Genomic DNA, 13,146 nt, shown 5'->3' with positions numbered 1-13,146 from the left:
CTGCATGCGCTTGGAGTACAAGCTAGCATGCCCAGGAGAAGAAATGAATCCCTGTTCCGGAATTGTCAGCATGCCGGTCAAGGTCCGTTTTTTATCGGAAACGTGCCCGCCGGAGAAGTTCAATTATGCCACTTCGGGATCGGCCGGTATTGATCTGCGGGCTTGTATGGCGGAAGCGGAGGTTTTGATCCCCCCCGGAGGAAGGCACCGCTTTCCAACGGGCATCGCCGTGGAATGCACGATGCCGGGAGTGGCCGGTTTTGTCTATTCCCGAAGCGGCCTGGGAACCAAGGACGGCCTGGTTGTCAGTCAGGGGGTTGGGGTCATCGATCCGGACTATCGCGGTGAGATCCTGGTCAGCCTCCTGAACACTTCGGACCAGACCCGCACCGTGACCCGGGGACAGCGCATAGCCCAGCTCGTTTTTCAGCCTGTCGTGCGCGCGGAGATCATCCCGCAGGAAAATCTTTCGGACACCGCACGCGGTGCCGGAGGATTCGGGCACACCGGCACGATCTGATCCAACTCATTTGCGAGGAGAATTTCATGAACAGCGAAGATATAAAACAAGGCGAAGCCTCGGCCCTGTGCCGGACCTATGCACGTTATCCCCTGGCCGTAAGCCGGGCCGAGGGGACCAAGCTCTACACCCCCGAGGGGCGCGTCTACACCGATCTTCTGGCGGGCATCGCAGTATGCAATCTGGGACATTCCCATCCCGAACTGGTTGAAGTCATCCGCGCCCAGGCAGGCAAACTCATCCACGTCTCCAATCTTTTCTATCAGGAAGAGCAGGTCGCCCTGGCCAAAAGCCTGCTAGGCACCTCGCACCTGCAACGGGTCTTTTTCTGCAATTCCGGCGCCGAGGCCAACGAGGGTGCCATCAAGCTGGCCCGGCGCTACATGCGCGAGGGCCGGGGCGAGGAGCGCTACGAGATCATCACCCTGAGCGGTTCCTTCCATGGCCGGACCCTGGCCACCCTTACGGCCACGGGGCAGGACAAGATCAAGACTGGGTTCGGGCCGCTGCCCGAGGGTTTCATCACCGTGCCCTTTGCCGATCTGGAGGCCATGGAGGCGGCCATGAACGAGCGGACAGCGGCGGTGCTGATCGAGATGATCCAGGGCGAGGGCGGGGTCAAACCCCTGCCCGAAGATTACGTCCGTGGGCTGGCCGCGCTTTGCGCCGCCAAGGGCGTGCTGCTGATTGTCGATGAAATCCAGACCGGCGTGGGCCGGACCGGAAAATTCTGGGCGCACCAGCATGCGGGCCTCAAGCCGGATATCGTCACCGTGGCCAAGGGCCTGGCCGGGGGCCTGCCCATGGGCGCGGTCATGTGCACCGAAGAGGTCTCCAAAGGATTTCCTCCGGGCAGCCATGGAACGACCTTCGGCGGCAACGCGCTTATCTCTGCCGTGGCGTCCAAGGTTATCGAGATCATCGAACGCGACGATCTCTGCGGCCGGGCCGCGCGCATGGGCGACTGGCTGCGCGGGCGGCTGGAAGGGCTCAGGAGCAGGTTTCCGGAGAAGATCGCCGAGGTGCGGGTGCATGGCCTGATGGTCGGCATCGAATTGACGCATCCCGGGGCCGAGGTCTGGAAGGAACTGCTCGGGCAGGGCTTTGTCCTGAACCTGACCCAGGACACGGTGCTGCGTCTGCTGCCGCCGCTGGTCATAACCGAGGAGGAGCTTGAGGCATTCTGCTTGGCTTTGGAATCCATCCTGGCCAAAGGCTAGCCGTTGCCTTTTTTGTTCGCGGGCCCTTTTCCAGTCTGAAGCGGGCCCTTTTTCAAACTTCAAATTCCAGCGGTGTCATGCCGTTGTCAGGTTCATACATGTCAAACAAACTCGCCCGCCTTGCCCTCGCCTTTGCCCCGGAAAACGAGGATCTTGTCATCGGACTGCTGTTTCTGCACACCCCGTGGGGCTGGGAGGACGGCGGCACAAAGGACGGCCTGCGCCACCTGACCGTGCATTTCGATCGGCCGGAGCAGTCCGCCGAGACCGAGGCCGCGCTTCAGGCCGCGTGTCCCGAGGTGCGGCTCGAAAGGGCCAGCGTGGACAACGCGGACTGGACCAGCGCCTGGAAAAAATACTTCACGCCCATCCCCATCGGATCGCGGTTCGTGGTTCTGCCTGCCTGGCTCAAGGACGAGCCCTGCACGGCCCAGCCCATTCTGATCGAGCCCAAGATGGCCTTCGGGACGGGACACCACCAGACCACGGCCCTGTGCCTTGAGGCATTGGATCGCCTGGCGACGGAGGGCGTGCTGACGGCGGGGCAGTCCTTCCTTGATCTGGGCACGGGCTCGGGTATTCTGGGCATCGCCGCCGTCAAGCTCGGGCTCGTCGGCCAGGGCCTGGACATCGACCCCGTGGCCATCGACAACGCCCGCGAAAACGCGGCCCTGAACGCGGTGGAAGGCGCTTTCAAAACCGCCACCGGAAGCGTCACGGACATCCCTGCGGAGCAGCGCTTTGATTGCATTCTGGCCAACATCCTGGCCAATCCGCTCATCGACATGGCCGAGGACATCAGCGCCCGTCTGGCCCGGCCGGGGGTGCTCATCCTGTCCGGCATCCTGCGCGAGCAGGCGGACCGCGTCGTGCAGGCCTATGTCGGGCAGGGGCTTGCGGCTCCCGAGATTACCTACTCCGGGGAATGGACCCTGCTCGTCTTTCGAACATGAACCGGGAAGCCGTGCTGCTCGGCTACTACCGTGCGATGCAGGCCGAGCTGGGCCCAAGCCGGTGGTGGCCGGGAGACACGTCTTTTGAAATCGCGCTTGGCGCCATTTTGACCCAAAACACGGCCTGGGCCAACGTGGAGAAAGCGATGCACAACCTGCGCGAATCCGGCCTGCTCGAACCCGGGGCGCTCGCCCGGTTGAACGACGATGAGGTCGCGGCGCTCATTCGCCCGGCCGGGGCCTTTCGGGTCAAGGCGGTGCGGGTGCGCAATTTTCTGAATTTCCTGCACGAAAAATGCGATCTGGACATGGATGGATTGCGCGGCGAGACGGTGGAAGGGCTGCGCCCGGCTCTGCTCGAGGTTTCCGGCATTGGTCCGGAGACGGCTGATTCCATCCTGCTCTATGCGCTCGGCCTGCCGTCCTTTGTGGTCGACGCGTATACGCGGCGCATCCTGGGCAGGCACGGGCTGATCCCCGAAGACATCGGGTACGGGGAGCTGCGCGATTTTTTCATGGATGTCCTGCCGCCGGATGTGGCTTTATATAATGAATACCACGCCCTCATCGTGCGTACGGGCAAGAATTGGTGCGCAAAGAAGGCGGGAAAATGCGCGAGCTGTCCCCTGGCGGTGTTTCTGGAAGAGTTCAGCCCCTTGACCTGCGTGGGAAAAAGCATCATCCCTCACCCATGAATCGTCCGTCATCCCGCCTCAAGCCGCGCTTTTTCGCGATCATCCTGATGCTCCTGGGCGGTCTTGTGTTCACGGCCACGCTCGGCTTTGCCTCTCTGGAAGAAGAGATGGCCGCCAAGAACAAACAGTTGGCCGAACGCAAAAAAGCCATCCAGAGCCTGACCGAAAAAGAGCGCAGCCTGCACAAGGATCTGGCCAAGCTCGAAGGTTCGGTCAAGCAGGCGGCGTCATCCCTCCAGAAGCTCGAAGACGAACTTGCCGTTCTTAAAAAAGAGCAGGCCGAAGGCGCCAGGCGCCTTGATGCGCTGCTGAAGGAGCGGGAAAAGACCACCGGCCGTCTACAGGAGTTGATGCGAACGCTGTGGCCCATCTATCTGACAGCCAAGGAAGAAGGCTTTGCCTCTGCGGAGCGGTGGGCAGAAGCCAACCGCCGGGAGGCCTGGCTGACGGCCCTGTATGGCGAGGCCCAAGCCTTGCGGGAAGATATCGAGCGTCAGAGCCAGATCGTGGCCGACCAGCAGTCGGTTCTCGATCAGAATGCGGCCCAGGCCGAGGCCCAGCTGAACAAGATCAAGGCGTCCAGGGCCGAACTGGAAAAAAAGAGAACGCAGTACGAACGCCAGATTGCCGAAGTGCGGGTCAAGAAGAAGGAGAGCGAAAAGGAAATCCAGAACCTGATGGGTTCCATCGCCGGCATCCGCCACAAGATCAGCCTGCAATCCTCCAAGAAGATTTCAAAGTTGCAGGGCAAGCTGAGCTGGCCTGCCAAGGGCAAGCGGGTCGTGTCCTTCGCGCCGGACGGAAATCCGCCCAGCAACGGGATTGGCCTGGCCCTGTCTGCCGGCACTCCGGTGCGCAGCGTCTCCTGGGGCAAGGTCGTGCACAACGACCAGTTGCGCGGGTTCGGACAGGTTGTGATTGTTTTTCACGGTGAGGATTATTATTCGCTGTATGCCTTTTTGTCCGACGCCCCCATTCCGGTAGGCCGGGAAGTGGAGCGCGGACAGCAGATCGGCGTGTGCGGATTCTACCCGGCGGCCAAGGGCGAAGGCCTCTATTTCGAATTGCGTTACAGGCAAAAAGTCATTAATCCTTTAAAATGGTTACAGTCGGGGTGAAAAGTGGGTTCGCATTTTTTCGGACAGGACTGCACCACGGTATCCGCTTTCAAGTGATTCCAACAATTTCTCGCCATTCCCTCAGGGAGGATATCATGCGTTTCAGCCATTTTCTTGGCACGATGATTCTTCTGGTCGGCCTTTGCGGCACGGCCTCGTCCAGCCAGGCCCGTGATACTGATCATTATCAGGCCTTGAAGCAGTTCAGCCAGGTTCTGGATCTGATCGAAAAGAATTATGTTCAGGAGGTCGACCGTACGGATCTGATCCACGGGGCCATCGAAGGGATGCTCAATTCCATTGATCCGCATTCCACATATATCGATCTCGACAAGTTCAAGATGATGCAGGAAGAATTTCAGGGTGAATTCGGCGGCATCGGCATCCAGATCGGTGTCCGGGACAAGCGCCTGACCGTCATCGCCCCCATTGAAGACACCCCCGCCGACAAGGCCGGTCTCAGGGCCGGAGACATCATCCTTGAGATCAACGGCGCTTCGGCGCTGGACATTTCCCTTGAGGACGCGGTGTCCAAGATTCGCGGCCCCAAGGGAGAGGCCGTGGAGCTGACCATCCTGCACAAGGAGTCCCAGGCTCCGGAAAAAGTGAGCATCGTGCGCGGCACGATTCCGCTGGTCAGTGTCAAGTTCAAGGAACTCGAACCCGGCTACGTGCATCTGCGTCTGACCGATTTCAAGGCCAACACCACCGACGACATGCACGGCAAATTGCGCGAGTACTCGGCCAAGCAGGAGCTCAAGGGCATTGTCCTTGATCTGCGCAACAACCCCGGAGGCCTTCTCAATCAGGCCATTTCCGTGACCGACACGTTTCTGCGTGACGGGCTCATCGTCTACACCCAGGGACGCGATCCCAAAAGCAGAAAGGACGAGATGGCGTCCCGGCAATCGACGGACGTGACCTGCCCCGTGGTGGTGCTCATCAACTCCGGTTCAGCCTCGGCCTCGGAGATCGTGGCCGGAGCCCTGCAGGACCGCAAACGCGCCATCCTGATCGGCGAGCGCACCTTCGGCAAGGGCTCGGTGCAGACCATCATGCCCCTGTCCGACGGTTCCGCAGTCAAGCTGACCATCGCGCTTTACTACACGCCAAACGGTCGCTCCATCCAGGCCGAGGGCATTGACCCCGACGTGGAACTCCCCTTCACGCTCGCGGCCGAGGATGCCGCCGAGTTGCGTGATTTCAGGGAGGCGAACCTGTCCAAGCATCTGGACAATCCCAATGGGGATGCGGTGCTGGACCCGGGAGCGCTTGATGCCAAGGAAGCATTGGCCAAGGACAACCAGCTGCGCATAGGCCTGAGCATGGTCAAGTCCCTGCCGCGCTTCATGCAGCTCACCAACTGATTCTCATCGAAATGCGGGACGGCTCCTGCCGTCCCGCGTTCTTTCCACCTCCATGCCCCCAAAAAAACGAAAAAAGAAGAAGCCAGCGGCCAAGGCGTCCGGCTTTTCGCTGTTCAAATCATTGCTCTGGATTTGCGTCGTTCTCCTGACCGGTCTGACCCTTTTCGTGGCCATGCATCTGCCGCTCAGAAACGCTCCGAACAAGTCCGGGAACGTTCAGCCGCCGGTCGCACACAAGACGTCCGAAAAGCCCGCCGCGCAAAGCCGCAAGGAGGCCCGGCCCGGGCAGGTTCCCGCCAAGGACGCTTCGGTTCAAAAAAACCAGTCGCTGGCATACGAAGCCCAGATCGACGATTTTGACGCCAAGGTTCGCAGTGTCGACCTGGCCATACTGATGGGCCTTGCCGCCCAGGGCGAATCCGAAAGCCTCATGCGTCACCGAACAGTTGAGGTGCGGCGTCATGGCGGTCAGGAGTTCTATTATCAGAACCTGACCATCAATCTGGGGCACGAAGTTTTTCCCTTCCTGGCCGAACTCAAGAAGAACCTGGATCAACTCGGGCCGGATTTTAGCCTGAAGACCGTGGACAGCAACCCGCGCGATCTTGAGATTTCCATCCTGGGCGAGGCGACCCATCACATCTTTCTGCCCCTGTCCCTGGTTCCCGAGCCGGAGCCCGAGGTTCCGACCGTGAGAGCCCCAAGGCTCGTCATCATCATCGACGACCTGGGCGAGAGCATGTCCGTGGCCAAGCGGCTGGCCGACCTGCCTTTCGCGGTCAGCTTTTCGGTGCTGCCGCACAACACCAAGGCGCGTCAGGTGGCCGACCTGGCCAGGCAGGAAGATCTTGAGCTGCTGCTGCATCTTCCCTGCGAGCCGGAGGGCTATCCCAAGTCGGCCAATTCCGGTCCCGGCACCTTGCGCGTGAACATGAACCCGGCCGTGCTGGAACAGACCCTGGTCGACAATCTGGCGCGCCTGCCGGAAGTGGACGGGGCCAACAACCACATGGGTTCGCGTCTGACCCAGGACAAAAAGGCCATGACTGTCGTGCTCGCTCATCTGCAAGGGCGCGGGAAATTCTTCGTGGATAGCCTGACCACGCCCAAGAGTTGCGTGCGCGACGTGAGCAAAACCCTGGGTCTGCGTTACTACAGAAGGCATATCTTTCTCGACAATACGGCAAAGGAGCATGCAATCCTGCTGCAGCTCAAAAAGGCCGAGAGCCTGGCCAAGCGTACCGGGCTTGCCGTGGCCATCGGGCATCCCTACCCGGCGACGCTGTCAGCGCTTGAGTCATGGGCAAGAACCCGCGACATGAGCGTGGTTATCTGCAAAATACAAGATATTTGACAAATTCCTGCTTTTTCTCCAAGTAATGAATCCTGTACATAGAGATGTATTTCCGCTCACCAGCAGGAGCCAAAGATGGAGCCGCTTACCCCTTCTTCGTGCATAAACGTCCTTCTCGGGATTTCCAGAGGACTTTCGCATCGCACCAGCATTCAAAAAACACTCGAAGAAATTTGTGTCCACGTGGAGAGCTTTTTTTCTCCCAGGCATCTGGCGTTTTTACTTGTGGATCCGGACACCGGGGATCTGACTTTCAATCACGTCGTGGGTGAAAAGACCGATTTGGTCAGCGGCAAGAAATTGCGGAAGGGCACGGGCCTGGCCGGATGGGTCGCGGAGATGGGAGAAGCCCTGCTGATCGAGGACACTGCGCGGGATCCGCGCTTCACTACACAATTTCTGACGGCCAAGACCAAGGGCTGTTCAACGGTCATGGCCGTGCCGCTAAAGAGCGGAGATATGGTTTACGGTGTCCTGGAACTCATCGACACCCAGCACGGGGAGCCTTTCACCAAGAGGAATCTGACGGACTTCGCGGCCATTGCCGAGGTTACCGCCGTGGCTCTTGAGCGGGCATACTATTTCCAGGCCATGAGACGCATGGCCGAAACGGACCAGCTCACCGGCCTGCCGAACAAGCGGACTTTCGATCGTTACATGGAGCGCGAGATCGAGGTCTGCAAACGCTATGGAACTCCGTCGAGCGTGTTGATGGTCACGATCGAGAATTTGCGCAGGCTCAACGAAGAATATGGCCCGTCGAGCGTGGACAAGATCATTCAGATGCTCGCCGGGGTCCTTGGAGACGAAGTGCGCAAGGTTGACGTGCCGTGCCGCATCGCCTCAAACAAGTTCGCGGTGATCATGCCCAATACGGCCAGGCCCGCCGCTCTGGATGTCAGCCAGCGCATCAACACCAAGATCGCCCAGCAAAGCGCCACCAGGCAGATGCCCTATTTTTCGGTGCTTCTCGATGTCGTGTCCGGCATTCAGGACGATGTCGCCCCGCTGCTCGGAATTTGCGACACGAGCAGGACCACGACCCGGGGCTTTCGCAAATTCCGCAATGTGGCCGCAAACCTTGTGCTGCTCCTCAACGAGGAAAAGCAGGCCATGGAGCGCAGGCAGTATTACCGCAAGAACGTGCAGCTTGCCGGGCTGTTCGAAAATCCCGAAACGGGCGAGACGGGTGATTTTTTGCTGGAGAACGTCTCCCTGAATGGCGTCGGCTTCACGACGTTGCTCAGTCACCGCCTGGTCCGGGGAGCGCTGATCAAGATCCGTTTCCGTCTGGATGATTCAAGGCGCACGGAAGTCACCCGGTTGACCCGGGTCAAATACATGAGCGAGCGGTATGTCGGATGCCAGTTCGCGGACCAGAAAAGCTACGACAGCGACCTTGGTTTTTACCTGATGCGTTGATTGCTTGAGCGTTGCATTTGCTGGAAGCGGGCCCCGGGTCCGCTTTTTTTGTCAACGCGACTGGTTGTCAACGCGACTGGTTGTCTGCCGGATTGACGCCGGATTTTGGGTGTTCGATGCAAGAGGGTGTTGACATATTGTCTGTCGGGATTAGATTTTCCTCTATTCAAACTATAGGAGGCATCTATGTTTACTCTCCAACCGGCGGCAAAAGCGCAGCTGGATGAGCATTTCGGCGGCAAGGACAAGGAACCCATTCGAATATACCTGGCTTCCGGCTGCGGCGGACCCCGTCTCGGGTTGGCCCTGGACGAGCAGAAAGACAACGATCAGATCTTCGACGTGGACGGATATTCCTTTCTGGTCGAGGGGGCCCTGTTCGAGCAGGCCAAACCCATGACGGTTCTCTTTGACCAGAACATGGGCTTTACCGTGGAATCGAGCATGGTCTTCCCCGAGGGCGAAGGCGGGTGCTCCTCCTGCGGATGCGGCGGAAGCTGCGGCTGATCACAAGGAAAAACATCAAGCGCGAAAAGGGCGGCCAAGGCTGCCCTTTTCGCTTTCGGAACCAAGACATTTTCGGTATCCACTCCCCATGTTCATCACACCCCGCGTACATATCGAAGACGAGGACATCCGCCTCGAATTCATCCGCTCCTCCGGTCCCGGCGGCCAGAATGTGAACAAGGTGGCCACGGCCGTGCGTCTGCGCGTTCGCCTGGACGCGATTCGCGGACTGGACGAGGACGGGATGGCCCGTCTTGAAGCGCTGGCCGGAAAGCGGCTCACCGTGGACGGTGAGCTGGTCATCCGGGCCGAGTCGCATCGCACCCAGGAGGCCAATCGCAAGGCTGCCCTTGAGCGCCTGGCGCATTTGGTGGCCCAGGCCGCCGTGCGCCCCAAGCCTCGCCGGGCCACGAAACCCACCCGGGCTTCCAAGGAGCGGCGTCTGGCATCCAAGGCCAAACAGTCACGTCTCAAGAATCTGCGCCGGAACGCAGAGGACTAGCCTTTTTTTCTTCCACGTTTCCTCCTCTCCTGCAGCGCAGGTTTTCCGCTCCAAGTCGGGCCTGAACATACAGCCCGAGGGCCCGCACGGCCCTGTCCGCATCCCTGAACACGGGCATGCCCCGTTCGCGCAGCATGGCCGCGAAGGGGTTGTACATCTCGCCGCCGTCGACCACGGCCACGATGGGCTTGGGGCTGTGGCGTGCGATGGCGCCGATGCGCTCGGCGATGTTCTGACTTGCGTCCATGTCCAGGGAGGACAGGGACGGAGTGAGCGGAATCATGCCGACAACGGCCAGATCCACGCCCGGGTCCGCCGCCAGCGCTTCCACGACCTCCGTGAAAAGTTCGTCGGTGGCCGCGGGGTTCATGTCCAGCGGGTTCTTGACCTCGACCAGCCTGTCGAGCCCGCAGTCCGCCAGGGCCCTGGAGATGCGCTGCCTTGTGGCGGGACGGAACGCGGCCATGCGCAGCTCGAAGTCGTCGGCCGTGATGTTGTCGGCCATGCCCACCGCCTCGTATCCGGCCGTGGAGACGGCGGCCATGCGGTTGCCGGCAATGGCTTTGCCATGCAGCCCCTTGGCCAGCATGTAGAGTTCCGTGAACTGGTTGAAGGATCTGGCCACCATGGCCCCGGCCTGGGTCAGGCAGGATTCGCAGACCGTGTAGTCTCCCGCCAGGGAGGCCGTGTGGCTGGATGTCGCGGTCTTGCCCTCGGGCGTGCGCCCGGCCTTGTAAAAGATGATTTCCTTGCCGGCCAGGACCGCCTCCCGCACCGCGCGGGTGAAGTGCACGCCGTCAAGGTCATTGAATCCTTCGCAGTAGACCCCGATCACATCCGTGTCCGGATGGCTCTTGAAATAGGCCATGAAGTCACCAAGGGTCAGGTCGTTCTGGTTGCCAATGGAGATCAGATAGGCCGGGTCCAGCTCCGGGGCGCGGCTCATTCGTGTGGCCATGAACGCTCCGGACTGGCTGATGAAGGCGGAGTTGCGATGGTGCTGTCCCCGGCCCTTGGGCAGTTTATTTTCGGGGATGAACCAGGTGTCGTAATTCCCGGGGTGGGAAATGACGCCCATGGAATTGCCGCCCAGGAAGACGGGCCCATCGCCCTGTCTGTGGCCGTCGTCGATCCTGGACATGATCTTCTCGGCCATGGCCCTGCTGTCCTGCGTTTCACCCAGGCCGCCCGGGATGAGCAGTACGGATGCGGCTTTTTTGCAGTTCATGATCTCTTCGATCAGTTCCGGCAGGTTTTCGGCCGCCACGGCCACTACGAAGAGGTCCACCGGTTCGCTGAGGGCAGACAGCTCCCGGGCGCAGGCGACGCCGTCGATTTCCGTGGCGGACGGATGGATGACCGTAATCCTGTCCGCCGGAAAACCGTGGGCCAGGACGTTCTGCAGGATGACGCGGCCAAAGTTCTGGCGGGATGTGGACACCCCGATGAGAGCGATGCGGACCGGATGCAGCAGGGTGTGGATTTTTTCCACTGGCCTGGGGGCGGCCAGCGTCTTTTGCGGCAGCGAGAACCGGCACATTCCGTCAAGCGGCACCATCATGAAGTCCGAAAAGGCGAAGGGATTGATCTCCAGTTCCTCGATGACAAAGGGGGCGTCCCCGGCCGTGGGCGAAAAGAAGTTCCCGACCTGGATGAAGGCCGAGAAGCATTCGATGAGCTGTTCGTCGGCGACCGCGCGTTTCTGCCCGCGCGTCTTTCCGGCCAGGACCTTGTAGGCCACGGTGCGCCTGAAGAGTTCAAAAAAGGACTCGCCGTCGTTGAGTTCGGTGGAGGCCGAGACGATGCTGCGGTTCTTGCGGAAATTGTCGGCCAGAAGCTCCGTGTCCGTGCCGCCGACTCCGGCGGTGAGGACCATGCCGAATTCACGCGTGGCGCGCAGGCCGACAATGAGCTCATTGCCGAATGAGGTGGCGTCCGGCGGAATGAACTGCACCAGGAGCACGCCCTGAATGTCCTGGGAGATGGCCGAGACCAGCGCGTCGCCGGTCAGTCCCTGATAGTGCGCCGGGGCATGGGTGGGGCGGCGTTCGATGCGATCGGCGTAGTTTTCGGCGACCTCGTACATCATGCGCCGCCAGGTCGAGCGGATCTTGTCCGGATGCTTGGGGACGATGCGCACGCCGCCGACGTCGCTCTTGTGCACGATGTAGGGCGAGACGATCTTGAGCACGACCCTGTCGCCGGGCAGGGCCAGCAGTTCTTCGTCAGAAGGGCGTGTTCCGGCCAGGAGCAGGAGGCTGCGCGGCGGCGTCTCGGAGCCGAGGTTGCGCAGCAGGCTGTAGACCTCGTGCTCGTAGAGGAGGTCTCGTCCCTTGCGCTCGGCCTGCGCAAAAATCTGGGTCATGGCCGTGAAATCGATATGCGTGGCGACTTTGATGCTCATGAAAGTGCTCCCAAGGATGGATTTGCAGTAGCGTAGCGCAGGGGATGGCGACAGGACAAGAAGAGGTTGGCGAATCCACGCGGATGGGACTCGGGCTTGTCACGGTGTTGTCTTGGCAAAAGGCTGGACATTTCCGTTAAACGCGGCATGTTGGCATCCATGAACTCCAAACTTCGGCTCTACGCCTACTCCATCCCGTGGAACATATTTCTCCTGACCGTGGGCAGCTTCCTTGTCGCCATGTCCATCAAGTCGGTGGCCGTGCCGCACGGATTCGTGACCGGTGGCGTGTCGGGCATCGCCCTTTTGATCTACTACTTCACGGCAACGCTGACTCCGGGACTGTGGCTCTTCGTCCTGAACATTCCCATCGCCGTGATCGGCTGGGTCATGATCAGCCGCAGATTCGTGCTGTATACGGCCTACGGCATGTGCGCCATCACGGCCTGGATGGAGATCATCAGCTTCACCCTTCCCGTGCACGACCATCTGCTCGCGGCCATTGCCGGCGGGGCCATGCTCGGCGCAGGAGCGGGAATAAGCATGCGTTCCCTCGGATCTACCGGCGGACTCGATATTCTCGGCATCCTCCTGCACCAGCGTTTCGGATTCCGCATCGGCCAGGTCAGTTTCATTTTCAACGCGGCCCTGTTCACCATCAGCTTCTCGCTGCTGGAGACGGACATGGTGCTCTATTCCCTGATCATGGTTTTCGTGACCAGCCAGATCATGGATTATGTCCTGAGCATGTTCAATCAGCGCAAGCTCGTGTTCATCATCTCCGATCACGCCCAGGTCATTTCGGACGCCATCATCAAGAGCGCCAACCGGGGCGTGACCCTGCTCGAAGGACGCGGCGGGTACACCGGGCAGCCCAAGCAGGTGGTCATGACCGTGGTCAACAACGTGCAGCAGAAAAAGCTTGAGGAATTGATATTCACTCTCGATCCCGACGCTTTCGTCATTTTTGAAAACACGTTCAACGTCATCGGCAAGGGGTTTTCCCGGCGCAAGGTGTATTGAGCGCAGCCGGGGGGCAGGAGCGTGCAGCCCCGGCCGGTGCCGGACGGACTGATTTTCGCAC

Annotated in this window: 12 protein-coding genes; 11 read left to right on the top strand and 1 reads right to left on the bottom strand. The window is 60.4% G+C overall.

The genetic code is table 11. The features are described from left to right. The first annotated feature begins 43 nt into the window (after positions 1 to 43). The 10 genes from dut (at position 44) to arfB (ending at position 9,658) form a co-directional block, all read left to right on the top strand. Complete coding sequence (dut, locus tag BMZ40_RS04635) at positions 44 to 520, top strand: dUTP diphosphatase (RefSeq protein ID WP_092372954.1); 477 nt, start codon at positions 44 to 46, stop codon at positions 518 to 520. 26 nt (positions 521 to 546) lie between these two features. Beyond that, positions 547 to 1,740 carry an aspartate aminotransferase family protein gene (locus BMZ40_RS04630; protein WP_092372953.1) on the top strand — a complete coding sequence of 398 codons (1,194 nt, stop codon included), beginning with the start codon at positions 547 to 549 and terminating at the stop codon, positions 1,738 to 1,740. A 98-nt stretch (positions 1,741 to 1,838) separates the two neighbouring features. Continuing rightward, positions 1,839 to 2,693 (top strand): 50S ribosomal protein L11 methyltransferase, encoded by an 855-nt coding sequence (gene prmA / locus BMZ40_RS04625; protein WP_177193022.1) that lies wholly within the window; start codon positions 1,839 to 1,841, stop codon positions 2,691 to 2,693. Further along, positions 2,690 to 3,388 carry an endonuclease III domain-containing protein gene (locus tag BMZ40_RS04620; RefSeq protein WP_092372951.1) on the top strand — a complete coding sequence of 233 codons (699 nt, stop codon included), beginning with the start codon at positions 2,690 to 2,692 and terminating at the stop codon, positions 3,386 to 3,388. The genes prmA and BMZ40_RS04620 overlap by 4 nt, the downstream gene beginning before the upstream one ends. After that, on the top strand, positions 3,385 to 4,506 hold the full coding sequence (locus BMZ40_RS04615; protein WP_177193021.1) for a murein hydrolase activator EnvC family protein: 1,122 nt from the start codon (positions 3,385 to 3,387) through the stop codon (positions 4,504 to 4,506). The genes BMZ40_RS04620 and BMZ40_RS04615 overlap by 4 nt, the downstream gene beginning before the upstream one ends. Before the next feature lie 95 nt (positions 4,507 to 4,601). Next, complete coding sequence (locus BMZ40_RS04610) at positions 4,602 to 5,873, top strand: S41 family peptidase (protein ID WP_092372949.1); 1,272 nt, start codon at positions 4,602 to 4,604, stop codon at positions 5,871 to 5,873. Positions 5,874 to 5,925: 52 nt separating this feature from the next. Further along, complete coding sequence (locus tag BMZ40_RS04605; protein ID WP_092372948.1) at positions 5,926 to 7,227, top strand: divergent polysaccharide deacetylase family protein; 1,302 nt, start codon at positions 5,926 to 5,928, stop codon at positions 7,225 to 7,227. A gap of 75 nt (positions 7,228 to 7,302) precedes the next feature. Next, positions 7,303 to 8,649 carry a diguanylate cyclase gene (locus BMZ40_RS04600; RefSeq protein ID WP_092372947.1) on the top strand — a complete coding sequence of 449 codons (1,347 nt, stop codon included), beginning with the start codon at positions 7,303 to 7,305 and terminating at the stop codon, positions 8,647 to 8,649. Positions 8,650 to 8,835: 186 nt separating this feature from the next. Beyond that, positions 8,836 to 9,156, top strand: coding sequence for an IscA/HesB family protein (locus BMZ40_RS04595; protein ID WP_092372946.1), 321 nt, complete (start codon positions 8,836 to 8,838; stop codon positions 9,154 to 9,156). A gap of 88 nt (positions 9,157 to 9,244) precedes the next feature. Then, positions 9,245 to 9,658: an alternative ribosome rescue aminoacyl-tRNA hydrolase ArfB gene (gene arfB, locus BMZ40_RS04590; protein ID WP_092190467.1), complete on the top strand. Its 414-nt coding sequence runs from the start codon at positions 9,245 to 9,247 to the stop codon at positions 9,656 to 9,658. Here arfB and BMZ40_RS04585 read toward each other — a convergent pair. Beyond that, entirely contained in the window at positions 9,627 to 12,062 is a 2,436-nt protein-coding gene (locus BMZ40_RS04585) for an acetate--CoA ligase family protein (RefSeq protein ID WP_092372945.1), read from the bottom strand. The two genes, arfB and BMZ40_RS04585, sit on opposite strands and share 32 nt — an antisense overlap. A gap of 159 nt (positions 12,063 to 12,221) precedes the next feature. Here BMZ40_RS04585 and BMZ40_RS04580 point away from each other — a divergent pair, with 159 nt between their 5' ends. Next, positions 12,222 to 13,085 (top strand): YitT family protein, encoded by an 864-nt coding sequence (locus BMZ40_RS04580; protein WP_092373134.1) that lies wholly within the window; start codon positions 12,222 to 12,224, stop codon positions 13,083 to 13,085. Positions 13,086 to 13,146 lie beyond the last annotated feature (61 nt).

The organism is Desulfomicrobium apsheronum, assembly GCF_900114115.1.
Taxonomy (GTDB): Bacteria; Desulfobacterota; Desulfovibrionia; order Desulfovibrionales; family Desulfomicrobiaceae; genus Desulfomicrobium; species Desulfomicrobium apsheronum.
The sequence above is the reverse complement of the archived record's forward strand: the minus strand, read 5'-3'. Positions and strand labels throughout refer to the sequence as shown.

What these genes read in the sequence shown, in the direction of transcription:
- dut (WP_092372954.1), top strand. Translation starts at nt 44, where the DNA reads ATGAATCCCTGTTCCGGAATTGTCAGCATGCCGGTCAAGGTCCGTTTT.
- BMZ40_RS04630 (WP_092372953.1), top strand. Translation starts at nt 547, where the DNA reads ATGAACAGCGAAGATATAAAACAAGGCGAAGCCTCGGCCCTGTGCCGG.
- prmA (WP_177193022.1), top strand. Translation starts at nt 1,839, where the DNA reads ATGTCAAACAAACTCGCCCGCCTTGCCCTCGCCTTTGCCCCGGAAAAC.
- BMZ40_RS04620 (WP_092372951.1), top strand. Translation starts at nt 2,690, where the DNA reads ATGAACCGGGAAGCCGTGCTGCTCGGCTACTACCGTGCGATGCAGGCC.
- BMZ40_RS04615 (WP_177193021.1), top strand. Translation starts at nt 3,385, where the DNA reads ATGAATCGTCCGTCATCCCGCCTCAAGCCGCGCTTTTTCGCGATCATC.
- BMZ40_RS04610 (WP_092372949.1), top strand. Translation starts at nt 4,602, where the DNA reads ATGCGTTTCAGCCATTTTCTTGGCACGATGATTCTTCTGGTCGGCCTT.
- BMZ40_RS04605 (WP_092372948.1), top strand. Translation starts at nt 5,926, where the DNA reads ATGCCCCCAAAAAAACGAAAAAAGAAGAAGCCAGCGGCCAAGGCGTCC.
- BMZ40_RS04600 (WP_092372947.1), top strand. Translation starts at nt 7,303, where the DNA reads ATGGAGCCGCTTACCCCTTCTTCGTGCATAAACGTCCTTCTCGGGATT.
- BMZ40_RS04595 (WP_092372946.1), top strand. Translation starts at nt 8,836, where the DNA reads ATGTTTACTCTCCAACCGGCGGCAAAAGCGCAGCTGGATGAGCATTTC.
- arfB (WP_092190467.1), top strand. Translation starts at nt 9,245, where the DNA reads ATGTTCATCACACCCCGCGTACATATCGAAGACGAGGACATCCGCCTC.
- BMZ40_RS04585 (WP_092372945.1), bottom strand. Translation starts at nt 12,062, where the DNA reads ATGAGCATCAAAGTCGCCACGCATATCGATTTCACGGCCATGACCCAG.
- BMZ40_RS04580 (WP_092373134.1), top strand. Translation starts at nt 12,222, where the DNA reads ATGAACTCCAAACTTCGGCTCTACGCCTACTCCATCCCGTGGAACATA.